The sequence below is a fragment of the Streptomyces sp. NPDC051664 genome (assembly GCF_044453545.1).
GTDB lineage: Bacteria > Actinomycetota > Actinomycetes > Streptomycetales > Streptomycetaceae > Streptomyces.
Genome location: NZ_JBITCU010000035.1, coordinates 17,973 through 42,558, shown reverse-complemented (window position 1 = coordinate 42,558; position 24,586 = coordinate 17,973). Strand labels below are relative to the sequence as shown.

Genomic DNA, 24,586 nt, shown 5'->3' with positions numbered 1-24,586 from the left:
ATGACCACCCGTACGGGCGGGCCGCACATCACGCCTCAGCGCCCGATCGCGCCATGGACCAGGACACGGTTGCGCACCGCGCCGGGCTCCGCACTCGCCTTCGCTGCGCTCGTCCTGCTGACGGCGTTCCTGGCCGCCGCGTTCCCGCGAGCCATCGACACCAACGAGTCCAGCAGCCTGCGGCAGGACGTCTCCGGCGCGCGTCCGGCCCGCAGCATGCTGGAGCTGTCCACGCCGCAACCCGGCCTCGAACTTCCGCAGTCCGCCAGGGAAGACGCACTGCGTCCACAGGTGATCGCGGCTGCGTACCGCAAGGTTCTGCCGCTCCTGCCCGCACCGGTACGCGCCGACACGACGCAGTCCGCGTACGGCGTCCAGACCAGCGAGTTTCTGGTCGGCCAGGAGGCCTGGCTGCCGCGCCCCGATGGGCTCCCGCCCGAGTTCACCCTCGCCGCACAGGCCGGTCTCGCCCGTCACTCCACCATCCGCACAGGACGGCTGCCGACCGCCCCGGCCGGCCTGACGATGCGGACGAAGGAGCTCGAGGCCGTCGTGACACCCGTAACGGCCAAAGTGATGCGGATGCACGTAGGCTCCCTGGTTCACATCGGTACGTCAGACAGTCAAGCTCTGGCCGTGCGCATCACCGGCGTCGTCGACCCCATACGACCCAAGGGCAACTACTGGTCAGCCGACCAGACTCTGCGCAACCCTGGCTTGGCCTCCAAGGGCGGTCGTCCTCCGCTCGTGTACTGGAAGGCGGGGCTGCTCATCGCCCCCGAAGCGGCGCCCGCGCTGCTGGGTACCCTCGGCGAGCCGCATGCCTATTGGCGCATCGCGCCGGACGTCTCCAGGCTGACGGCTCAACAGCTCCCCCTCCTCAGCGACCGCGTGGCCTCGCTCGAGAGCGGACCGGATCTACTCCGCCTCAAGGAAGCGGCCGGCCGACACGCTTCCTTGACCACCGACATGGACGACATCCTCGCGTCCCACAGGGAGATGCGCTCCGCAGTCCGCCCCGTCGTGGCGGTGGCAGCGATCGGGACCGGCACGGTAGCGGCAGTGACCTTGGCGATGACCGGTGGGCTGTCGGCTGCACGGCGCGGCGCCGAGCTGGCGTTGCTGCGGGCGCGCGGTGGGTCGCTGCGCGGCATCGGGGGCAGGCTGCTCATCGAGTCGGGCGTCGTCGCCCTGCCGGCATCCGGCGCCGGCCTGGTCGCCGCCATCCTGTCGGTGCCCGAAGGGCGGCTGGTGCCGGCGGTCGTGGGGGTGGTGGCGGTCACGGTGCTCGCCTGCCTGGCGCTGCCGGTCTGTGCGCTTGTGCTGCACCGCAGGCCCCGGATCCGCGCGGAGCGAGCCGACGCCGTCAAGGCCCGGCCCGGCCGTCGGCGTACCGTCGCCGAACTGAGCCTGCTGCTCCTCGCCGTAGGTGCCGTGGTGACCCTTCGCCGCCGCGGCACGAGCGACTCGGGCGACCACTTGGCGAGCGCGGGCCCGGTGCTGGTCGGGCTGATCGCGGCACTGGTGCTCGCACGGTTGTACCCCCTGCCCCTGCGGTGGACGGCTCGACCGGCCGGACGGCTGCGCGGAGCGCTCGGCTTCCTCTCGCTGGCTCGGGCCGGCCGGTCCTCGGCGACAGGTGTCCTGCCATTGCTGGCCCTGCTGATCGCCCTCACCACGGCGGCGTTCGGAGGTGCTGTGTTGTCGGGGGTCGCCGACGCACGGGACCACGGCGCGCTGCTGACGGTGGGCGCGGACGCAAGGATCTCCCGCCCGGGCCCGTCCGGGACGGGGACCCTTCCGGACGGCCTCGAACAGGCGGTGCGGGACGTCCCCGGGGTCCGGACGGTTGCCCCTGTGCGGATCGGACCCACGTTCGACCTGCCCCGAGCCCACCCGATCAAGGGCGATCTGTCCCCTGCACTGGTCGGGGTGGAACCGCAGTCCTACGCACGGATCACCCGTGAACTGGGGTCCGACACGTTCCCCGACCGAGCACGTCAGGAGAGCCCGGGCGCGGTCCTGAACGCGATCGCCTCGCCAGGCGTAGCCGAGACGCTTGGCCGCGAACCGCAGCTGATCCGGCTGGTCGGCGAAGACTTCACCGTCCGGGTGGTGGCGGTGCGCAGCCGCATGCCCGGGGTCGTCGTACCCGAATTCCTCCTCGTGGATGCCTCCAAGCTGAGGCAACGTGTCGCGACCACGGTCCTCCTGGCCTCTGGTGACGAGTTGGACGGCAGAGCGCTGCAGGCAGCCGCACGCGCCGGGGGAAAAGATGTCGACGTGCAGCTGCGCAGTGAGGTGCGAGCCTCGTTCGCCGACTTGCCCCTGCAGACCGGGACCGAACGGATCTACGCGGCGGCGATCGCCGCGGGTGCGGGCTACGCCGTGCTGGCGCTGCTGCTCTCGCTGCTCCAGTCCGCGCCGGAACGGATCGCTCTCCTGGCCCGGTTGCGCACCATGGGCCTCACCCGTCGACAGGGCCGCCGGCTCCTTCTTCTGGAGGCGTTGCCGCAGGCGGCCGTGGCCGCTCTGGGCGGCCTCCTGGTGGGCTGGGCAACGGTTTGGCTGCTGGCACCGGGAGTGGATCTGACCCAACTGGCGCTCGCTTCCGTTCCGGGCCTCGCTTCCGAGGCCGATGTCTCGTTGCGTGCCGACGCGTGGTCGCTGACATTGCCCGCGTTGGGTGCGGTGGCGCTGGCGGGGGCGGTGGCTGCGGGACAGGCATGGTGGGCGGGGCGCTGCGGATCGATCACTGAACTCAGGGCAGGAGATATGCGATGACCGACACGACGACGACCACGCTGGCGGAGCTGGAGCAGCAGGCGGCTGCGCGCCGTGACCGGCCCGCGTACGGGCACGACGCGCTGATCGCCTGCGACCGGCTCGTACGGATCTTCTCCACGGACGGCGTGGAGGTGCAAGCGCTCCAGGGGCTCGATCTCCTCGTCGAGGAGGGCGAGTTGATGGCCCTGGTCGGCGCGTCCGGGAGCGGCAAGTCGACACTGATGAACATCCTCGCGGGCCTGGACGTCCCCACCGCGGGCGCCGCGAAGGTCGCGGGCTGCGACCTGCTCACGATGGGCGCACAGGCCCGGCTGCGCTACCGCCGCGACGTCGTCGGATTCGTCTGGCAGCAGACGGCGCGCAACCTGTTGCCGTATCTGACGGCGGCCCAGAACGTGGCCCTTCCGATGCAGCTGCGCGGCCGTACGGGGAAGAAGGCCGAACGCGCGCAGGAGCTGCTGTCCATGCTCGGTGTCGCCGACTGCCGTGACCACCGCCCACAGCAGATGTCCGGCGGCCAGCAGCAGCGCGTCGCGATCGCCGTCGCCCTCGCCAACTCCCCGTCCGTCCTCCTCGCCGACGAGCCCACCGGCGAGCTGGACTCCGCGACCGGAGAGCAGGTCTTTGCAGCCTTCCGCCGCGCCAACGACGAGCTGGGCACAACGATCGTGATCGTCACGCACGACCAGGGGGTCGCGAGCGAGGTCCGCCGAACCGTTGCGATCCGTGACGGCCGTACGTCGTCGGAGGTGCTGCGCCGCACCGAAATCGACGCTGAGGGACACGAGTCCGTGGTGGCACGCGAGTACGCGACACTGGACCGGGCCGGCCGGCTACAGCTGCCCGCCGAGTACACGGCGGCCCTGGCCATGGAACACCGGGTGATGCTGGAGCTGGAACAGGACCACATCGGAGTCTGGCCCGGCGACGCGGAGAAGCGCTGAAAACGACGCGTTCCGTGAAGCCAGACCCATCACGGTGTGGGGCCGGCACTTCGACGCCAGCGAGTCCCGGTCGTTCCGGCTGATGCGCAGGACACCGAGGTCAGCGGCAGAGCGCTGCGCAGATCCCGCTCGACGCGGAAACGTACAGCCGCTGGTCCCCGCCCTGGACAAAGACGACAAGCGTTCCCGTCCCGCTTCTCGCGGCGGCCCAGGGGTGGCCGCCGTACTCGATGACCCGGCTGCGCACATCCCAGGGCGCAGGCAGCAGCGACTCCGTCACACCGTCCGCGCGTCAGCGAGCGAACGCCGTGCGGCCGTCTTCCTCGGGACGCGGTTCCACCCGCCACACCTCGTTGCCGACCATGCCGACGTACGACGGTGCCGCGATCTGCCCGTCGGCCAACCTGAAGTGGCTGTCCGGCCGCTGATGGGGGAGTGTCACGAGCCAAAGGGGGACGCCGTCCTGACAGGACAGCCACCTGGAAAATTACCGCAGTACACCGGGCAAGGATGTTGATGAGGCTCCAGCTCGGTCATGCCTGCCAGGTTGCAGCGCATTCCATCGATATGGCTCCTGCCCGCAGCCTTCGCACAGGCCAAGGCCTCCTCCTCGCAACCGGCAGCAGACGGTACGAAAAGAAGACAGCTGCAACGACCGAGCCTCGCGTCGAGTGTCACACGCGCAAAAGGTGTGTTCATCACCTTCTCGGGTGCCGCACATTCAGACTCGGCGGTGAGGACCGTTTGCCGTCTGTGTCCGTGCATCGGCCAGGAGGGTACGCCTAGGAACGCTTGGCGCGGTAGAGGCCTCGGCCGGTCCGCTGGACACGGGACGCACCGACAAGACGGTCGAGTGTGCTGCGGACGCCGTTGATGCTTCCGCTGTCGGTGTCACGACCGAGAGCCGCGGCAACGTCACGGGCCCGTACGTCGGCGTCACCGACTTCGGCGAAGTACTCCATGATCTGTTCGGTGAGCTGGCCGTACTTCTTGTGCCCGTCCGAGTCGGTGCCGACGGCAGCGGAACGTTCGGCGTCCTTGCCGCTCTCCGGCTTCTGAGCCCGCAGCGCGGACTTCGCCGTGACGTCAGCAAGCCCGGAGGAGGCACTGTCTGTCTGCGGTTCGATGGGCGTCGCACCCTGGCCCCGTTCCGGGGCTGCAGCACCGGCCGTGCGCGTCGAGGCCGTAGCGACTGGGTTGAGCATCAGGGTCTCAAGGGCACTGAGGGCCCGCTGCACCGAGCCGAGATGCGCCACGACCGCAGCCAGTTCTCTTTCCAGCGCCTGCTTCTGGACCTGCAGGCGAGCGAGGTCCTCTTGAAGGCCATCAGCGGTGATCTCGATGTCATGCGTCGCGTGGGTTACAGAGACCATGTGTTCCTCTCATCCTCAACCCTTCGTACCGCGCCCCGGCACACTTACGGTGCCGCTCGGTCTGGACGCGGGAATGGGTAACCACGACATCATATGCAGCGACCTCACCGGGATGTAGCTGTACCAGACGGGTCCCAAGGGTTCGGTAGGAGACTGATCTCACTGATAATGGGGCACGAGGCAGCCCAGGTCGCCTGCCCCAGGAAGGCTGCGCCGTGGCGGCAGGAGCGGCCAGCACGCACTAAAAGCTATGCCGCCAATTATTGCCACTGTTCGCGGCAAAGGCAATGGATAGGGAAACACTCGCTGTCAGCAATCTGAGGGTACTCTGCCCACCGTCCCGGCGGCGCTGCCCCCAAACCGGGGGGCCACGCCGATACTGGTTTCGGGGGCCGAGTCCTGCTGCCCGCCTGCCCCTTCACGGCCGGCAGGTCATGGAACGTTCTGGCCGCTCCCCGCACGCGTTGTCTGTGAGACCGCCGGTGTCCTTTCGGCCAGGTGATCCGCTGTGATCCTCACTGTCTGCAGCTCCGGTGGAGGCGGCGGGTGCCCGGCGCAGCAGCCGCAGCGCGTCGGAGGATTCCTTGATGCGTGCGTCGACAGTGTCAATTGTCTCTCGGAGTATATGGAGACGGGCCTCGAGCAACGCGGCCTCGGTTGCCAGAGACACACTGGCTGCGGCAGGGTCGGCGTGCTCGCCATGGTCTTGTCGTGGCATCATGCGTCTTTCTGCGGCTCAAGCCTGGAGTCGTACGAAAACGGGGCGGGTGCGGACGGGCACAAGAGCACCGTGCGGTGGGGCCATTCCCTGCTGCGGGCGGCCTGCAGCCGGTACCGCGAACCGGATGCGCGCCACCCGGACATCAGCAGCATCCGCGGTGCGGGAGCCTGGACGCGCGCCGGACAGGAGACATAGACGGCGGCCTTCGGACGGTCAGGGGCGACGGCTGGGACCTGGGGATGCGAATGCCTTGAGGCCGTCCCTGCCCGCCAAGGAAAGCGCGAGCAGTTGTCGTGCGACATCGGTGGACTGCGTCCTCCCTTCATTGCTGTGAGCGGTTCCACCACCCGCATTTACCGAACAGCTGCGGAAGGTGTGACAGCCACACAGCGGTACGTGGCCCCAGGAAGAGACGAACCTGCGAGTAGAGCGCAACGGCTCCTGTACGGCACAGATGTGCATACTCTTGTCGTCTCGTGGTGAGTGCGGCGGATGTTGGTTCCCATGCAGATCGCTGCCTGCTCAATGACGTCACACGCTTGCTGTTCGGTATCTTGCCGCCGATCTTCTTCGGAGCGTCCTTGCTGATCGCGGGATCGAACCGGACACCACTTGGCCAATAGACGGACACCCGCCAGGCCGAAGCGACCTCGCATGCCCCACGCGGACTTGACGAAGCGCATGGAGGCACCCTTCCCGAAGCCCGGGGGAGGGTCCGTCCGCGGTGGGACGACCACCGCGGACGAACTGCCTGCCTGTTCTGCGGGCCCTGGACCGCCGTGCCTCAGCGCAGGCCGAAGGCCCGGATCACCGTCTGGTGAATCGCGTTGCCCGCCGAGTCCTTGGCGCTCGCCCTCATCGAGACGTATGGCGCCTTCTTCGGAGCGTTCAGTCGGAACCTCCCGTCGCTGCCGCAGGCGGCCTTGTGCCAGGTCCGGCCGTCGTCGTAGGACAGCTCCAGGCCGACCGCGCCGATCTTGCCGGCAAGGCTGGCGCCCGGCAGGTGAGCGGCGGTGACGGACAGGATGTCGTGCCGCCCGGCGCGTCCTGCCGCGTCCGTGCCGATCCGGTAGTCGAGCTGCACCAGCGGCAGCACCACGGTGGCGGCGTCGGTCGGCGCCGCCGACGTGAAGTCCCACTCGGTGCGCGTGCGGGAGGAGTACGGGGTGTAGGTCACATCGCGTTCACCGGTGACGACCAGCTTGTACGACAGCCTGCCGCGGCTGGGGGCGTCGCCCCAGACGTTCGTGAAGTTCCCCTGACCCAGCTGGGTGGTCCCCTGGTACAGGGTCTGCTGCTGGGTTACGGCCGGGTCCTGGTTCCACCCGACGTGGTTGCTGCTGCCCCAGGCCGGAATGTCGATGTACAGGAGGCTGCCGTTGCGGGTGGGCGGGAGGTTGTTGAAGAAGGCGTCGTTCAGGAAGGGGCGTTGGATCGGCTTGAACCACTCCTCGGACTGCCTGCTGCCGGCCCGGTATGCGGTCTTCGCTCCCTCCTCGAAGCCCACGGACTGAACGAATGCCTCCTGGTGCCAGTGGACGCCGGTGGTGGACACCCAGTCGGTCCGCTTCCCGTTCGTGGGCTCCGGCATGAGGGGACCGGAGGTCCAGTCGACGCCGTCAAGCCATTCGAAGCGGAACTCGCTGCCGGGAACGTCCGGCTTCGGGCCGGCGAAGGTGACGTCGATCCGGGCCAGGTTCTCGGTGTCGCCCTTGACCGTCATCTTCGACGGGATCTCGTTGTGCCAGACGTGCGCGAGGTCGTACACGTACGGGCTCGCGGTCTCGGAGTCCACGGTGATCCTGGCCCCACCGTCCTCGGCCTGCCGGATCAGCTTCTCGCCCTCCTCGGTACCGAGCAGGCCGACGTCGAGTGCGACGGGCCGCTGGCCCAGCGGTGCGTAGGAACGCACCGGGCGGCCGTACCCGTTCTCCACGACCAGCATGAGTTTCGCGCCCGCGGCGATCGCGTCGGCCGCCTGGTCGATGTCGCTGACGTCGTCGCTGTGGCGGACCACCACGGCCTTGCCGTGCGCGTCGAGGTGGGCGTAGTCCGCACTCGACCCCTGACCGGCGAAGACCAGCAGCAGCTTGTAGGTGCCCTTGGCCAGCGGCGTGATGCCTTCCTGGCGCAGGATGCCGGTGAACTCGGTCGTACGGGTGGAGACCGCCAGCGCCGGCTTCTCGCCGCGCCAACGGGCGGTCAGCTGGAAGTCCCCGTGGGTGACCTTGTGGGTGGTCGGCTGCGCCCAGATGCTGTCGTAGTAGACACTCTCGGCGGACAGACCCGACCTGACGCCGTTCAGGACGCGGTTGTAGCCCAGCTTCTGGAACGTCACGTCGCTTTGCTGCGGGGTGGTCATGTCGATGCGCTTGGCCTTGGAGGCGTCGAACGTGACAGTGGTGTCACGGTCCACAAGCACGTCGGGGTCGCCGAGCAGGGCCAGGCCTCTGGAATGGGGGCCGTGGACGCCCTGGATCTCCTGGTAGGACAGGGCCGAGTACACGTCGTCGGGCACGAAGAGTTCCTCGGTGCCGGAGGGACCGACGGGGATCACGAAGGGGTCCTTGCGGCCTGCCTTGAGCAGCATGACTTCGCCGGACGTGGGATTGCCCTCGGAGTCCTTGTACGTAAGGGTCAGTTTGTGCATCGTCGCGAAGCCGAGGGAGACGGCGGTGTGCGCCACTGCCCTGCCGGCCGTGTCCGTTGCGAGAACCTGGCCCGAGTAGTGGTCCTTGGCGGTGCCCGCGGAGCCGTCGATCGTCACCGTGACGCCGGCGGTCCCGTGCGCGGGGACGACCACGTGGGAGGCCGACAGGCGGAACATCCCGGACGGGGCGTGCGTCGCGTCGACGGACAGCGTGAGCGCGACCGGCGCGTCGGTGACGTTGGTGTAGGTCACCGGGCGCTGGAGGGCGCCGCCCTTGTACTGGGCCGCGTAGGCGGTCGCCGAGGCGAAGACTCCGGCCTGCGCTGCCGCGGCGACGTCAAGCCGGCCGCTCCCGGCCTCGAAGGCGTCGTACGCCGGGGTCTGCCGGGAACTGCTGGCCAGCAGGTCCTTCAACTCGCCCCCGGTGAGGTCCGGTTGGGCCGCGGCGAGCAGGGCGGCGGCGCCCGCGACGTGCGGTGTGGCCATGGAGGTGCCGCTCATGGACTGGTAGGCGCCCTGGCCGTTCCCGTCGAACTGGGAGTTGGCCGCCAGGATGTCGACTCCGGGGGCGGTGATCTCCGGCTTCAGCGCGCCGTCGATACGGGGGCCCCTGCTGGAGAACGAGGCGAGCGAGTCGGTGGAGTCGACCGCGCCAACGGTCAGCGCCGAGGTGGCCGCTCCTGGTGCGACGATCGTGCTCGGATCCTCCCCGAAATTGCCCGCGGCGACCACGAACAACGCGCCGGTCCGGGCGCTCAGCCGGTCGATGGCCTGGCTCATCGGGTCGGTTCCGTCGGACACCTCGCTGGTGCCGAGGCTCATGTTGATGATCTTGGCGTGCTGGTCGACGGCCGCCCACTCCATGCCGGCCAGGGCGTAGGAGATCTGTCCGCCGCCGTGGTTGTCCAGCACCTTGCCGATGTGCAGCCGGGCGCCCAGGGCGACGCCCTTCTCCTTGCCGTCGGAGGCCGCACCGGTTCCGGCGATGATGGACGCGACGTGGGTGCCGTGTCCGGCCTGGTCGTCGGTGTTCTCGTCCGGTACGAAGCTCTGGCGGGTCGCGATGCGGTCCGCCAGGTCCGGGTGGCCGGCGTCGACGCCGGTGTCGAGGACGGCGACGTCCACGCCTTGCCCGGTGTCGCCGCCCTGCCAGACCTGCGGGGCGCCGATCTGCGCGGTGCTGTCGGCGAGGTCGGCGTGGATGGGGGCGTCGAGCCAGATGTGCGAGATGCCGCCGCCGAAGGAAGGCTGGACCTTCTGCGCCCGGGCGCCGTCGGTCGTCGCCGTCCCGGCCACGGACTTCCAGAAGTCCGCGGAGTGCGCGCGGTCCGCGGCCAGGGCGGCGCCCTGGATGCTGTCCAGGTTCCGCACCCGGGTCGCGCCCTCGGGGACGGCGGATGCGCGATGCGCGGCGCCGGCCTGCGTGTAGGAGACGATCAGCGGCAGCCGGTTGCGGTGTGCGTCGTCGTACCCGTCCGCGATCAGGTCCGTGATGTTGAACAGCTGCCGGTCCAGGGTGCCCTGGGCCACGAAGGGAAGGGCGGACTCGGGGTAGACGTACAGGTTGTCGCCCGATGTCGAGATGCGGGTCCGCGCCGGTAGCCCGTCCGCGTCGCGGACGGTGACGACGCCCCCGGGCTTGCCGTCGGCGCCGGGGCTCTGACGGGTGGTGACCACGTCACCGGTAATCAGTGTGACGGTGTGTTCGCCGGCGGGTACCTGGTCCGCGGTGGCCGCCAACGGCGGAGCGGGGGCCTTGGGGAAGGCCGCGGCCTGCGCGCTGAACGGGCTCGTCAGTGCGAACACCGAAGCGGCGGCGATGACCGGCACGCTCCAGCGTCTCTCGTGTGGTTTCAAGAGTGTGTCCCTGCGATGGGTTCGGGCAGGGGACGGTTGCCCCCTGCCGTCCAACGGTGCCAACCGGAACGGTGGGTGTCACCGGGGCGACGTGATCGTATGCCCACACGATTGGGATGTGAAGGGTTGGAATTCGTGGTGAACCTCGTGACAATGGTGTGCCCGTCGATGTGCTGCGGGATTCGGCTTCCGCGACGGGGACGGACGCCGCACCGGACGATCGCCCGCCGTGCTCCACGCAGGAGATCAGGGCTCTGCCAGAGGCGCAGACTTGACGCCCCGCATGGCGGGGGAGGCCTTGACCGCATGGCCGTGTCATCCCCGATGACCGCGTCAATGCGTGACATGCGGGAGGAAGAATCTGTGCTGAACCTGTACCCGGCCGCGGGCTTCTCAGTACCTGAGGCTGGTCCATGGGGAGCGAACACCCGATTCACACAGTGTGTGACAGCGTACGGTACTGCATCGCCGTCCTCCTCCAGGCACCGCACCACCGTTCCGGTCCCTGGGAAGCATCGCACCCTCGTCCAGGTTCTCAGCTGAGGACCATTCTACGCGAACTCTCCCTCGGCACCTCGGGTTTCCTCGGAACGGCCTTCGCAGTTCGCAGTCGTTTCAATGTGAATGTTGTGTGAGTGGGATTTGTCACGCAGGGCTTTCCGTACTGTCCAGCGCCGCGAAACTATCCGGGGCTGCGAATTCGAGCCGCGCAACCATCGCGAGACAGTGTGATTTGTTTGTGCGGGGCAAGCGGCGCGTCACATCATGTACAGTCCACATGCCCGGCATCCAACAGCAGGTCTCTGGCACCTAGTTCGGCCCCAGCGATGCCGTGGTGCACCTAATGACTACTCAGAGCTCATCACCATCATGTGAAAGCAAGGTATTGCAGTGCATAAGCGCAAGCCGCGGTGGCGGCTGCCACTCACGATCACGGCAGGTGCGCTGGCAGCGGCGAGCGTCACAGCCGTTCCGCTGCTCGCCCACGGGTCCACACCGGAGAGGCAAACCGCCGGCCGCCAGCAGGCGTTCGAGCAGGCCGCAGCCGAGTACGACGTGCCCCTGCCGGTCCTTCTCGGTGTGTCGTACCACGAGTCGACCTGGGAAGCACATCCCGGTGAACACAGCACCAGCGGCGGCTACGGTCCGATGCATCTGACGGACGTGACGCCCGAGATGATTGCCGGCGGCGACACGGGAGCGGCTGGGCGCGGAGATTTGAAGGAGATGGCTGCCGACCCTTCCCTGCACACCGTCCAGGCAGCGGCGAAGCTGACCGGATTGCCTGCCGGGAAGCTGCGCGACGATGAGGTCGCCAACATCCGCGGCGGCGCTGCTCTGCTGGCCTCCTACGCAAAGGCCACGACCGGGCGCACGCCGGTAGATCCGGGCCAGTGGTATGCCGCTGTGGCCCGCTACGGCGGCTCCAAGCAGGAGCGCGGGGCAAAGGCGTTCGCCGACCGCGTCTTTGCGACGGTCAAGAAGGGGGTCGGCGAAACAACCCAGGACGGGCAGCAAGTCCGGCTGAACGCCGTCGCGGATGTCCGGCCGGCCACGGGCCAGCTGACCGGCCTTCGTCTGAAAGCAACGGCCGCTGCGGATACCGAGTGCCCGCCAACACTCGACTGCGCCTTCGTTCCCGCTGCGTCTGCCAACGGCCAGGTGTCCAACCGGCCCGCCAACGACATCCGGATTGATTCCATCGTCATCCATGACACCGAGTCGTCCTACGAGTCGGCCATCAGTAGCTTCCAGACGCCCGGCGGCGGTTCAGCGCACTACGTGATCCGGTCGTCTGACGGTGCCGTGACCCAAATGGTGCCCACCAAGGACCTCTCCTTCCACGCGGGCAACTATTCGACCAACATGCATTCGATCGGTATCGAGCATGAGGGCTACGCTGCATCCGGAGGCACCTGGTACACCCAGGCCCAGTACGAGACCAGCGCGGAACTCGTCGCGTACCTGGCCGACCGCTTCGACATTCCGCTGGATCGGCAGCACATCATCGGGCACGACAACGTCCCTGGCCCGAATTCTTCCCTCGTCTCCGGCATGCACTGGGACCCGGGTCCGTCCTGGGACTGGGAGCGGTACATGCGTCTCCTTCATGCTCCCGCGAACGGCGTTCACGGCGTCGGGCCGATCGGATCGGCGGTCACCATCACCCCCAGCTTCGCCCAGAACCAGCAGACGGTGCAGGTCTGTCCGACTGACGATCCGACGGGTGCCACGCCCGAATGCGCTGAACGGCGCCAGCCGTCCAACTTCGTCTACCTGCACACAGCACCCAGCCGCACTGCCCCGCTCTTCGGCGACCAGGCCATTCACGCGGACGGTATCGGGACCAACCGGGTCAACGACTGGGGCAGCACTGCACAGGCAGGGCAACAGTTCGTCGTCGCAGGCCGGCGGGGCGATTGGACAGCCATTTGGTACAGCGGTACCAAGGTGTGGTTCCACAACCCGTACGGACGCAACACGACCCCGGCCCGCGGCGTGACCGTGGTCAAGGCTGCCGGGGACCCACCCGTAGCGGTGTACGGCAGCAGCTACCCGGACAAGGACGAATATCCTGCGGGGCTTTCGCCCTCCACCCAGGCTCCGCTGAGCTTCTACAGCGTCCCCGCCGGCCAGGCGTATGTCGCGACCAGTGAGGCCGCGGCCACCGACGACTACTTCCCCTCCAGCGGCAGCGTCGTGATCGGCGGCAAAAAGATGTACACCATTCAATACAACCACCGAGTCGGGCTGGTGTACGAGTCCGACGTGACGACAGCGCCCTGATCGTCCGACTGTAAACGTCTGGCCGGCCAGGGCCGACGAGCGACCATCCGGATGCCGGTCAGTCGCCACCGCTCCTTCCCCCCGGACGCACCGATCGAAGTCAGGACGGCGAGGGAGCCCTCCGTTACCGACTTCGTGGCTCCGCAACGGGCCCCGGCCTTCGGGTCCGGTATGACTTCGCCCTTGGTATTGATGATCTGGGAGTCACCGGGCCCGGAGGCCTCGGCAGAACGCTGACGAGCGGCTTGGACACCGGCTTCACAAAGCACTGGACTGTGCTCATCGTGGTCGACCAACCCGACTCGATCGGGCTCTACCGCTGGCGGGGCCCGGGACAATGGCTGCCCCGTCACTATCTGCCGGGCTGACGATGCGGCGGAGCGCCGGCCCCTGCTCGGGTGACGCCAAGGCCGACGCGAAGGATGCATTCATCATCGCCAACGGCCGCCGCAGCGATGCCTCACACGCTTCGGGCCATGGACGGGGAGGACGAGACGATCGTCGAGATGGAGTGATCGTAGGCTTCGACGGCCTCGCACGCGAGGCCGCCCGGGTCGCCGACCGGCTCTACGGCCTGCGCACCGGCTTGGCCTCCACGCTCGATCACACAAACCTACTGGTCGCCGACCTTGGCCAAACACATAGGCCCCCGGGTTCTGCCCGGTGGACACATGCGGGCGGCCTCCAAGTGGGTTGCCGCTCTGCCCATTCCGGCAGATTGGAGAGGCCACGGTCTGCTTGCACCGTGTTACCGACATCTGTGTTGCGGTGACACGCATCGTCGCGATGCGGCCGTTCTTCAGGGGCGACTCAGTGTCGGTGGCGCGAAAACGCCACAGCGGCGTGATGATCTACCGAGATGGCGAGCCCACCACGTTCCTGACGATAGCCGCCTCGAAGGAACACATCCACCAGGTGATGTGGGTATTTGACGCAAGCACGATCGCCGCGTTCCTGGAGTCGCGCTCCCGCTTCGCAGTGGCTCTCCGCTCTGCGCCGGGGTCTGTTGCACGGCCAGGGAGACGAGGAGGCATGCGGGAGAACAACGAAGGGACCCGACCGAGCCTGATGCCGGACCACACGGGCAGGACACGTGACCGATGAGGCCACACGCGCCCTTCCGCGGCGTGGAGTGCCGGCAGGAACAGCTGTCGAGGGGCCACGACCGCCGGACACTTCCCACGGACGGCGTCCGGCTGCCGCACATGGTTGCTGTCGTGTTGCTGCAGTCGTGAGGCAGACTTCTCAGGCGTGATCAGGACCCAGCCGTCACCCTTGCCGAGAGGGGCTCGGGTGCGAGCTGGGGCTGCCAGGGGTGGGGGGCTGGTTCCAGGAATGCAGTTTGTCGGGGTTGAGTACGACCCACACTTGTGCGACGTGGTGGTCGGCTACGTCGAGGCTGATGACGGCGGCGACCTGGTGGTCGTAGCGGGCGACGAGGCCGGTGAGGCCGTTCACGGACTGGGTGGTCAGTGTGGTGCGCGGGTGGCGAGCCAGGAGCGTCAGCAGGCAGTGTGTGACCTGCTGGCTGCCGTGGACGGGCCTGACCAGCGCCCGGACCTTGCCGCCGCCGTCGAAGAACGCCGTGGCGTCCGTGCAGAGAAGCGAGACCAGCAGCGCGGCATCCTCCGTCAGACAGGCTTGGCGGACGGCGCGGGCGAGAGCTTCGTGCTGTTCCGGCGTCGTGGGGCGTGAGCGCTGCACCCGCAGGCGGTGGCAGGCCCGGTCGGCGAGTTCGGCGCACTCCGGCTCGGTGCGTCCCACGATGTCGGCGACTGCATCGGGGGGCATTCCGGCGTTCTTGAGCACGAATGCCGCCCGCTCGGCCGGGGACAGAGAATCCAGAGCATTCAGCAGAACCCGGCTGACCTCCTCCTCCAGCCTCTGCTGCGGCCCCTCAGCATCCTGCGCCTGCGCACGGACGCCCCCTCTTCGTCCGGCCGCACCCCGGTTGGGCAAGCGGTCCAGACAAATCCCGCCCACGGTCTTCGCAAGCCAGGACCGGGGCGCCGTGATCTGCCGACGCGCCGCGCCGGACAGCTCGTACCACCGGCGGTAGGTCTCATCGACAACGCTCTCCGCCTCACCGCTGTTGCCCAGCATCCAGTAGGCAACATCCAGCAGAAGCCGACGCTCGTTGAGCAACTCCGCGATCGGCACCGCGTCAGCATGGTCCATACGGCATCCGTCCTCTCGCACGGCACCACGCGACGCGGCCGCATGCATTCATCTTGTCGCAGTTCAGGAGGGCTTCAGCGGTATCGGCGGACCGATGGCACGATGCCACCACGCACGCCCCCTCTGCCCGGGGGAGACGGCTGTAGTAGCCGACGGCCGAGTGCTCGCGCACGGGATACCTCCTTGATTTCTCGGCTCAACCGTTAGACCGGGCAGGCATGAATCTTGTGACATGAGCTTCCACGCCTGATCCCGAAGACTCAGGCACCGTCCTTTCGCCAGCGGCGGGCTCTCACAGCACGTTGTCCCGCAGGCTGCCCCAGAGGAAATGGGCAGTTCGCCGGTGAGCGGGGCGCGTCCCGACAGCCGAGCGGCTGTTGGCGTGAAGGCTCTGTAAACCGGGGCACCGTCGTGCTGCGATCGCTGGGCGGGGTGGACACCGGCGTCCATGTACAGCGCAGACGGTGTCTTGCGGCCTGCGGGCCGAGCCGCGGCCAGTAACGGCGCAGTAAGATCCGGTCGACGCCCGGGTTCGAGACCCCGAGCAAGGCATGGGCGTCTGAGCGCAGGCGGGGTGCGCCAGGCCCTGCTGGGCATCGCTCGGCTGCACAGCCCCTCTCGCTGCCGGGATCGTGCCCCTGCGGCCGGGCGCGTGAGGGCAGAGCCTCCTGAATAGCTCGGGGGGGGCAGGACCGGGGGACCGGCGGGCAGGTCCGCGAAGGGAAACATGTGAGACTCCGCGCAAACCCTCGCCTGAAAGATCAGAGACAACGGGTCAGACTGAAACGGCCGATACCATCCCGATGTATCTGCTGGACTTCGACCTGATCCGCCTCGGCCTGGACCCCGCCCCGGGTCACCCGCTCCGGGTCACTGTTGGCTCGCTGGATGGCCATGGGTACCGCGTGAGTCGTGTCGAAGACCTCATCGACAACGTAGTACAGCCAAACGCATTGGCAGTTGGCAGTGTGGAACTGCAGGCCCACCAGCCACTTGTCATGATCCATGAGGCGCGAGCCAGAGGGAACTCGCTCACTGTCTGCAGGATCACGCCCGCTCCGATCAGGGAATCCGGCCCCCGGAACTCTCTCGGCAGCAGGAGCACCGACCATGGATGCGCCCTGTGCAAGATACCTGTCCGTCTGCGACATGCTGTTTCATCTCCATTCCGACCAGGGCAATCACGTCGGAGGTGCGGCGTACCGTCCAGAAGTAGACATGATTGGGGCGATTTACCCTTCTGCATATTTGACTGGATGGCAGGCTGTTTTGTGACACCTGCAGGTCGGCCTTACAGCACTTTTGAGACTCTCCCGCCGGGTGCGCAAAGGTGCTTGTGGTCGCGGGCCGGCCGGTCGAGATTCGTCGTCGGCCTCGGCGCAATATGTCCCGCTCGACAGCCTCGGTCGGCGCCCGCACCGGCTCGAGGGCGAGCCACGGCTTGACGCGACGCAGAGTCATCGTGCGGAGCACGACCGAGATGGTTGCCACAGCCGAGCCCACGTCGATGACATGCTCGTCACCACTGCTGTCGGCGCAGAACATCCAGAACGTTCCCCGCCAGGGGGTTTTCGGCCCGTCCGGACCGTATTTGCCTTTCCAGACCTCCACACGTATCGCCTGTACCTCGGCGATCTACTGTGCGGAGTAGGGCCCGGGTGCGGTGTGCCGTCGATTCCGCCGAGGCCGGGCCGGGCGCCGTACTCCCGCCGTCGCGCATGACGGGCGCGTGAGGAGAACGCACCGCCGGCCGTGGTCGAGGGGGGAGCAGTTGCTGCCGCCCGTCGTGGGCGCTCCGCTCAGCGCGGCACCGTTGAGCGGACCCGTCCGGCGAACTGGGAGACTTGGGGGCCTTGTTCATCAGTCGCAGCCGTCACCTACGCAGCCACAGGCGCACCGACGGCTGCGTTGCTTACGGCTGCTGAACTGGGGGAAGCTGGTACAGAGCGTTGGAGATGGCTCTCATCCGGTCGTTGAGGTCTATGAGTTCCTGGCGAAGTTCGTTGACGCGGGCCTCCAGTTCGGTGGCTTCGGCGGCTAGCGACATGACTGTGGCCGCGATGTCGATTTGGTTCTCAGTGGATCGGGTCATCGTGCGTCCTTCTGTGGCAGAGACCGGATGAATGTGGCCGCCACGACCCCGCGGAGTCATCTGGCGTGTGGGAAGGCCTGCCCCGCCGGGACGGCAGTCGCGGACCCCATGGGGGTGCCCGGGAAGTGCTGCTGGCGCATCACGCTCCCTGAGCCAGGTAACTGCTGAGCCGACAGACATCTGCCGGTCCAGGCAGCTTCTGCCTGGTCCAGCTGTACAGCAGAGATATCGAGGAGCAGCTCCCCCTGGCTGATCTGGACCCCGCTTGTGTCCAGTGCTGTGTTCCAGCCAAGTCCCCCGTCGCAGCGCTGCAGGGTGGCCCTACCCTCGAAGCCGACACGGTTCTGTCCGTAGGCATTCCGGCTCACTACACCGAACTCAAGGCTGTGTATGTGCAGCTCGACGTCCTTGAGTCGGAGGTACCCCGCCATGCGGAAACCCGTCGACTCCGGCGACGATGCCGGTGGATCGGAAGGTCATGAGAGGGAATGTCGCTGAGTCGAGGAAATCCGGGCCGGTGACATGCGCGTCCCGCTCACGAGAACCGGTGACCACACTTCCGGTCTGGACGCTCAGGTAGGCCTCGGACCGGGCGGGACAGACTTCGTCGAGCTTGAGCATCCCTTCGAAGGCTGTGAATTTTCCGCACACGTTGGTGATCATGGAGTCTCGGACGGAGAAACCGATTGTGCTGTGGCCCAGATCAATGGCGTAGACGCCGGTCAGCCCTTTATATGGGACCGTAAGCGAGACAGTGGTTTCCTTGCGTTTGATCATGTCGAGCCGGTTCCTTCGTGCGGGGATCTGAGGTAATGGGATGAATTCCGGCAATGTGGTCGCGCAGTCGAATTCAGGGCTGCTGCTCAAGCGAAGTGGTCCGGTCATGAACGTCGGGCCTGGACCCGCGTGGGATTAACCGGAACGGCTAATTTCGGCAAGGAAGGTCAACGCAGCGTTTGTGTGTGCGGTGGAGTGAACCTGTGGCCGGAGTGCAGGGTGGCCCCTGCCGGCAGGGGCCACCCTGCAGGACTTACTGCTGCTGCGCGAGCCAGTCGACGAACTGGGTCTCGGCGATGTGCGCGTCCGAATCCGGCAGGAGTGTGGTCTCATTCAGCCCGGCGCCAAAGTACGGGGCGCTCAGATCCGTGACCACCGTGCGGGGGTCGTTCTTGGCGGCGAGTCCCTTACGGATGAGCTGGTCGAGCCGGAACTCCTCCGGGCCCGCGACCTCCACCACGCCGTTGACCGGGGTACCGATCGCCGCCAGGCCGACAGCCGTGGCCACGTCGTCGGATCCGATGGGCTGGATCTTGACCGGGGGGAGACGCACGGTGTCGCCGTCAGTGGCCGCAGCGGCGATCTCGTTCATGAACTCGAAGAACTGGGTGGCGTGGACGATGGAGTAGGGAATGCCGGACGCCACTATCAGCTCTTCCTGAGCCTGCTTGGCGCGGAAGTACCCGCTCTCCTGGAGGCGCTCGGTGCCGACCACGGACAGCGCCACGTGGTGCGTCACGCCCGGCCCGGCCTCCGCCTTCAGGAGGTTGCTCGTCGAGGTACGGAAGAAGTCCATGACGGCCTCGTCCTCGAACGAAGGGGGGTTGGACACGTCGATCACGACCGACGCGCCTTCCAGTGCCTCGGCCAGACCCTTGCCCGTCAGCGTATTGACGCCCGTGCTGGGCGCGGCCGCGACCGCCTCGTGTCCGTGCTCGTTGAGCTTGCCGACCAGCTTCGAGCCGATGAGCCCGGTTCCACCAATCACAACGACCTTCATTACGGATTCCTCTCAGAAGTGTTCATGTTGCGGCGCGCATCCTGCGATGAGCTGTTCGCCTGCACCGGGCGAATTCCTTCTGCACCGAAAGAGACAGCGCAGCAGCTCTGCTTGTGACAGGGTCGCAGGAATCGAAAGAGTCTTTCCCGATGCGGCCTTCAGGGGCATTCCTGCACGAGACAATGTGGCTGTTCACTCGCTCGCGTCACGGACCCGCCTGTGGTCACATGACGTGCTCGCAGCAGAGCACCCGGACATGTCGGCATTGCGCGCCTCGTCTGGTTGTGCGAGGTCATTCGGCAAGCTTTCCGTCGGTCGAGACCTCCTCCATCAAGGAGGAAACCTCGTCCGGGATGGCTGGAATACTTTCGCGGGTGATACCAGCTGTCGGGGACCACACGAGATTGACCTGCAGAGCGGGATCCAAGTCGGGGTAGTCGCTGCGATTGTGACAGCCACGAGACTCACGACGCTCCAGTGCGGCTTCGAGGGTGGCCCGGGCTGCCAGGGCGGCGGACATGAGATCAAAGGCGTGCGCGAGGTCCTGATAGCCGGCGATGTCCGGGTGCACGCCGACGTCCGCCATCCTCTTGTCGATGGCTGTGAGCTCCGCCAGTCCGGCGCGCAGGCCTTCTTCGTCGCGTACGACTCCCGCATGCTCGGTCATGGTGTTGCGGATGGCGCGCTGCAGGGCGCGAACGTTTTCCGGTCCGTCGGCCGCGAGAAGGTCGTCGATCTCCGCCCGAGCATGCGCTATCGCCGAGGCCGACCGCGGCTGCGCGGTCAGTGACTGCGAGTAGGCGGCGGCTGCCTGGCCTGTGATGCGGCCGTAGACCAGCAGCTCTATGAGACTGTTCCCACCGAGGCGATTGGCGCCGTGCAGCCCGCTCGACGCTTCACCGATGGCGTACAGGCCACGGACGTCAGTGCTGTGGTCCTCGGGACGTACCCACACCCCGCCCATCGAATAGTGCGCAGTGGGCGCGATCTCGATCGGTTCGCGGGTGATGTCCAGCATCTGCAGGTCCAGAAGAGTCTGGTAGACGCGGGGGAGCCGCGTCATGATCGTCTGCCGTGGCAGGTGCGAGACGTCGAGCCACACACCTCCCTTGGGAGTCCCCCGCCCTTCCTTGATCTCCGTGTAGGCAGCCAGGGCCACGCGGTCGCGGGTGGACAACTCCATACGGTCAGGGTCGTAGCGGGCCATGAACCGTTCCCCGAGCATGTTGCGCAGGGTCCCGCCCTCACCCCGAGCGGCCTCGCTGACCAGTGTGCCGGCCGCGTTCTCCGGCTCGATGATCCCGGAAGGGTGGAACTGGACCAGCTCAGGGTCGCGCAGGCGGGATCCGGCCTCCACGGCCAGGCGGAAGGAGTCGCCCATGTTCTCGTCGCGCCGCGAGGACGTGCGCCGCCAGATGCGGGTATGGCCGCCCGCAGCAAGAATGACGGCGTCGGCGTGGATCAGGTAGCGCGTACCGTGCGTGAGATCGAAGCCGTAGGCACCGAAAACGGCGCCGTCATGCACCAGGAGCCGGGTGATGTAGATACCGTCGAGCACGGGGATATCGAGCTGATCCGCACGCCTGATGAGCGTGCGCTGGATCTCCAGACCGGTGTAGTCGCCGGCGAAGGCAGTCCGTCGGAACTTGTGCGCCCCGAAGAAGCGCTGGGAGATACGGCCGTCCTCTTCCCTCGCGAAGGCCATGCCGTAGCGTTCCAGGTCGTCGATGCCTCGGGCGGCGCCCTGAGTGACGATCTGGGCGGTACGAGGGTCGGCGAGCAGATAACTCTCCTTGAGAGTGTCGGCTGCGTGCTGTTGCCAGCTGTCCTCGGGGTCCACGGTGGCCAAGGCTGCGTTGATTCCTCCAGCAGCAAGTGCCGTATGGGCATCCTCCTTGGGGCGCTTGCCGACCGCGAGGACATCGATACCAGCCTCAGCCAGTTCTATTGCTGCTCGCAGCCCAGCACCTCCGGTGCCGATCACCAGCACCATGGTGGAAAGACGCTGTTCAGTGATAGCCACGGTCTACTCCGATCGCCTGGGTTGTCACTCACTACGACCAGGCGATCCCGGGATCTGTGACATCCCTCCGTTGCTGGTGCGTCAGTGGTGAACCCCTGGTGGGTGGCGGCGACTGACAGCACAGAGGGCGAGAGACGGTGTGGGATCCACGCACTCTCGCCCGAGCCGGGACGTCACGGCAGGATGCGGTCCAGGGGTACGTCCGGGTCGGAGAGGGGCATGTCGTCGACGTCCGACCCGGACGTGATGAGGGAACGGATCGGGTCCATGACATCCCACACGTCGACACTCATGCCTGCTGGCACGCGTTTCCCCGCCGTCCGGAACGCGGTGAACCGTCGCTCGGACGGCCACGCGTAAGACGACGCGGTTGTAGCCCTCTGGTTTCGTGTCACCGTGTACTCCATTCCGAGGTCGTACTGATCTGTGTAGAAGTACCGCAGCCTGTCGTAGACAGCGTCCTTGCCGAGCATGCTGAGCGCCGCCACGTTCGGCTGATGCAATGCATTGGCCCAGTGTTCGACCCGGAGGTGGCGACCAGCAGCGGGTGGTAAGCGTCGGTGACGTTGCCGTTCTGTACGTCCAGGCCTGCCTCTTGGGCAAGTTGGACATCGGGAGTGATGCCGACGCCCACGACCACGGCGTCCGTGGCAAGGTGGCTGCGGCGAACAACTGCTCGGGATTGGAACCCGGCCGTCTCCTCCCAGTTCGGCAGGCATGCGCAGGTTGAGATCCAAGGCTGCGTCGGCCGATCGTGCTTTCCCCGAGACCCGCCCGTGACTTGCTATCCCATCGCTCACCGTCAGCGTCGTGCTGTAGATGGGGGCGAAGGACTCTCCATCGAGGTCCTTGTCGGTGGACAGACTGGGCAATTGGAACTGTTCGGTCACCGCCTGACTCCGTCAACGCTGCAGTACACGGCTGGGTGCGGGACCGGCGGGCGCTCAGACGCAGCCCGTGGAAGGTTGTGTCAGTTGCCCAGCGAAGCCACGTAAGGAGCCAGTTTGGCTGGATTCATTACCCACATGATGCGTTCGATGCCTCGTGCCGACACATCGACAGACAGCAAAGCCACAGCGTTCCCATGGGTCGAGACAAGGACGGCCGGTCTGCCGTTGGCCTCGACCCAGCGAACGTCTGCCTGAGGCCAGAAACGTGGGGCGAAGGCGGCAAGGTACTTGGAGACGTGCGGACGCCCGACGACCGGAATCTTGGATGCCCCGCGCACCCCTCCGCCGTCGGAGTAGCTGACCACGTCCTCAGTGAGAACTTCCTCGAGCGCCGACAGACTGCCTGTCTGCGCCGCGGCGAGGAACACCTCCAGCAGCCGCCGGTGAGCGGTAGAGCTGACCGGATCCCGGTGTTCTGCTGACAGATGCTTCCGGGCGCGGCTCACCAACTGACGCGAATTGGCTTCGCTCGTCTCCAGAATGTCCGCGATCTGCTTGTACGGGTAGTCGAAGGCTTCCCTCAGGACGTAAGCAGCCCGTTCCGCGGGGTTCAGCTTCTCCAGGATGAAGAGAACCGCCATGTCGAGCGCCTCTGCCCGTTCCGCACCCACCTGCGGATCCATGCTTGTATCGATTGGCTCGGGAAGCCAGGGCCCGATGTACGACTCACGCCGCATCCTGGCGGACTGGGCGAAGTTGATTGCCAGACGGACGGTGACGGTAGCCAGGAACGCGGCGGGCTCGTGGATGTCGGCACGGTTGGCGTTCTGCCACCGCAGCCACGCCTCCTGGACGATGTCCTCGGCTTCCACAGCACTACCGAGGACGCGGTACGCGATGCCGAAGAGTTGGGGACGCGCTGCGATGAATTCCCTCGTTGCCCGGTCAAGGGAGTCTGCGTCATCTCCGGCGCGCATAGATGTCCTCCAGTTCTTGATCACGATGCTACAAGCCGTCACAGCAGGACGCGCGCCGCAACGCGGGGCATGTGATCGTGGGGGACGCAGCAGCTACGGCTCCACCAAGGTCCCCTGGGTACCCGCCAGGTCGCGTAACCACTCATCCCCAGGACGAGACCGCCGAAGCGCAGGCACCCGCCGATGCGCGCGATTGGCCGCGGGGCTGCAGCAAGACCTCGACGACGGTGCGCTTCAAGGACCTGCGGGCGTAGTTCCACGACCCGCCCGCCGCCATCGGCACGCCGGACAAGATCACACGACCAGCCAGATCTTGATCGCAGGGAAGGTGGGAGATCAACCGAGCACGTTTGGCCTGGCTCTGACCAGCGGGTGAGGGGCCGGTTTCCGTCGCCGGTGTAGCCGCCGCCTGCGTGCAGGCTCTGCTCAGTCCAGCGGCTCGGAGCAAGACCTTCGAGCTGTACAACGACCCCACGCTGTCGGCGGACACCGACTGGCTGCAGCAGTTCGTTGCTCTCACGTCCGACTCCGGGACCGGCTGAGACCGGCCGACTCCCTGGGCCGGCCGGTCTCACCTTCGGGCTGCCGTCCCGGGCGCCGGGTCAGGCAGCGGCCAGGTTCTCCTTGAAGAAGCCGGTCAGCTTCGCGACCGTCGCCGGCACGTATTCGTCCTTGTCGTAGAGGTCGATGTGCGTGGCGCCGTCGATCCAGAACAGTTCCTTGGGCTCACGGGCCTTGCCGATCGCCTCACGGCTGAAGTACGCGGTGTCCGCCTCGGTGCCGGCGATCATCAGCAGGGGGCGCGGGGAGATCAGGTCGATCAGGTCGTACGACGAGTACTGGGCGATCTGGTCGACGCTGCGGAGCAGGTACCGGTTGGGGGAGTTCGGGTGCTGCGCGCGCGGGGTGCGGTAGTAGTCGTGTCCCTCCTGGTAGAGGGTCGGCCAGCCGCGGGCCTCTTCCTGGGTCTCCGGGACGACCGGGCCCAGCTGGACGGTGCCGTCCGTGGCTTCGTCGGTACGGGCCTGGGCCGCGGCGTCGAGCATGTCCCGCAGGACCTGCTCGTCCTGGCCGCCGCCCAGCCCCTCGCGGAACAGAGCGCCGATGTCCGCCGCGCTGACGGTTGCCACCGCCTTGATGCGGTGGTCGGTCGTCGCCGCGAAGGGGACGTAGCCGCCTGCGGCGCAGATGCCGAGCGCGCCGATGCGCTGCGGGTCGACCGCATCGCGGGTGGTCAGAAAGGTTGCCGCGCTCTTGATGTCTTCCGCACGGGCGAACGGGTTCTCCAGGAATCGAGGCTCCCCTGCGCTCTCGCCTTGGTAGGCGGCGTCGAAGGCGAGCGTGACGAAGCCCTGTGAGGCGAGCTTCTGCGCGTACAGTCCGGCCGTCTGCTCCTTCACACCGCCGAAGGGGTGCGCGATGAGCACCGCCGGCAGCCGGTCACCTTCGACGTGGTCCTCGGGGACGAACAGGTTTCCGGCAAGCGTGATGCCGTTGCTCTGGAATTCCACACTGATCGGCTGCATTTTC

The 24,586-nt window shown here is 67.2% G+C and carries 15 protein-coding genes and 1 pseudogene; 4 read left to right on the top strand and 12 right to left on the bottom strand.

What is annotated here, in order from left to right:
- Nucleotides 1–2,784, top strand: coding sequence for an FtsX-like permease family protein (locus ACIA8E_RS35640; protein WP_399304571.1), 2,784 nt, complete (start codon nt 1–3; stop codon nt 2,782–2,784).
- Entirely contained in the window at nt 2,781–3,731 is a 951-nt protein-coding gene (locus tag ACIA8E_RS35635; RefSeq protein ID WP_399304569.1) for an ABC transporter ATP-binding protein, read from the top strand. The genes ACIA8E_RS35640 and ACIA8E_RS35635 overlap by 4 nt, the downstream gene beginning before the upstream one ends.
- Before the next feature lie 142 nt (nt 3,732–3,873).
- On the opposite strand, the pseudogene ACIA8E_RS35630 reads toward ACIA8E_RS35635, so the two are convergent.
- From ACIA8E_RS35630 to ACIA8E_RS35620, 3 genes and pseudogenes are all read right to left on the bottom strand, one after another.
- Nucleotides 3,874–4,134, bottom strand: a pseudogene (locus tag ACIA8E_RS35630) (S9 family peptidase); the annotation flags it as partial.
- A 379-nt stretch (nt 4,135–4,513) separates the two neighbouring features.
- Nucleotides 4,514–5,104: a hypothetical protein gene (locus tag ACIA8E_RS35625; RefSeq protein WP_399304567.1), complete on the bottom strand. Its 591-nt coding sequence runs from the start codon at nt 5,102–5,104 to the stop codon at nt 4,514–4,516.
- Between the two features lie 1,505 nt (nt 5,105–6,609).
- Nucleotides 6,610–10,332 carry a S8 family peptidase gene (locus tag ACIA8E_RS35620; protein WP_399304565.1) on the bottom strand — a complete coding sequence of 1,241 codons (3,723 nt, stop codon included), beginning with the start codon at nt 10,330–10,332 and terminating at the stop codon, nt 6,610–6,612.
- An 891-nt stretch (nt 10,333–11,223) separates the two neighbouring features.
- Between ACIA8E_RS35620 and ACIA8E_RS35615 the strand changes: the two genes are divergently transcribed.
- Nucleotides 11,224–13,119 carry an N-acetylmuramoyl-L-alanine amidase gene (locus tag ACIA8E_RS35615; RefSeq protein ID WP_399304563.1) on the top strand — a complete coding sequence of 632 codons (1,896 nt, stop codon included), beginning with the start codon at nt 11,224–11,226 and terminating at the stop codon, nt 13,117–13,119.
- A 1,269-nt stretch (nt 13,120–14,388) separates the two neighbouring features.
- Here ACIA8E_RS35615 and ACIA8E_RS35610 read toward each other — a convergent pair.
- The 8 genes from ACIA8E_RS35610 to ACIA8E_RS35575 form a co-directional block, all read right to left on the bottom strand.
- On the bottom strand, nt 14,389–15,297 hold the full coding sequence (locus ACIA8E_RS35610; RefSeq protein WP_399304561.1) for an RNA polymerase subunit sigma: 909 nt from the start codon (nt 15,295–15,297) through the stop codon (nt 14,389–14,391).
- A gap of 761 nt (nt 15,298–16,058) precedes the next feature.
- Nucleotides 16,059–16,304: a hypothetical protein gene (locus tag ACIA8E_RS35605; protein WP_399304559.1), complete on the bottom strand. Its 246-nt coding sequence runs from the start codon at nt 16,302–16,304 to the stop codon at nt 16,059–16,061.
- Nucleotides 16,305–17,209: 905 nt separating this feature from the next.
- Nucleotides 17,210–17,389: a hypothetical protein gene (locus ACIA8E_RS35600; RefSeq protein ID WP_399304557.1), complete on the bottom strand. Its 180-nt coding sequence runs from the start codon at nt 17,387–17,389 to the stop codon at nt 17,210–17,212.
- 378 nt (nt 17,390–17,767) lie between these two features.
- Nucleotides 17,768–18,166 (bottom strand): YceI family protein, encoded by a 399-nt coding sequence (locus ACIA8E_RS35595; protein ID WP_399304555.1) that lies wholly within the window; start codon nt 18,164–18,166, stop codon nt 17,768–17,770.
- 253 nt (nt 18,167–18,419) lie between these two features.
- A complete protein-coding gene (locus tag ACIA8E_RS35590; RefSeq protein ID WP_399304553.1) occupies nt 18,420–19,166 on the bottom strand; it encodes an SDR family oxidoreductase in 747 nt (248 codons plus the stop codon).
- A gap of 292 nt (nt 19,167–19,458) precedes the next feature.
- Nucleotides 19,459–21,159 (bottom strand): L-aspartate oxidase, encoded by a 1,701-nt coding sequence (locus ACIA8E_RS35585; protein ID WP_399304609.1) that lies wholly within the window; start codon nt 21,157–21,159, stop codon nt 19,459–19,461.
- Nucleotides 21,160–21,362: 203 nt separating this feature from the next.
- Nucleotides 21,363–21,677, bottom strand: coding sequence for an oxidoreductase C-terminal domain-containing protein (locus ACIA8E_RS35580; RefSeq protein ID WP_399304551.1), 315 nt, complete (start codon nt 21,675–21,677; stop codon nt 21,363–21,365).
- A gap of 482 nt (nt 21,678–22,159) precedes the next feature.
- Entirely contained in the window at nt 22,160–23,056 is an 897-nt protein-coding gene (locus ACIA8E_RS35575; protein ID WP_399304607.1) for an RNA polymerase sigma-70 factor, read from the bottom strand.
- A 413-nt stretch (nt 23,057–23,469) separates the two neighbouring features.
- On the opposite strand from ACIA8E_RS35575, the gene ACIA8E_RS35570 reads away from it, so the two are divergent.
- Complete coding sequence (locus tag ACIA8E_RS35570; protein ID WP_399304549.1) at nt 23,470–23,598, top strand: hypothetical protein; 129 nt, start codon at nt 23,470–23,472, stop codon at nt 23,596–23,598.
- Nucleotides 23,599–23,658: 60 nt separating this feature from the next.
- Here ACIA8E_RS35570 and ACIA8E_RS35565 read toward each other — a convergent pair whose 3' ends face one another.
- Nucleotides 23,659–24,582, bottom strand: a complete 924-nt coding sequence (locus ACIA8E_RS35565) for an alpha/beta hydrolase (RefSeq protein ID WP_399304605.1) — start codon at nt 24,580–24,582, stop codon at nt 23,659–23,661.
- Nucleotides 24,583–24,586 lie beyond the last annotated feature (4 nt).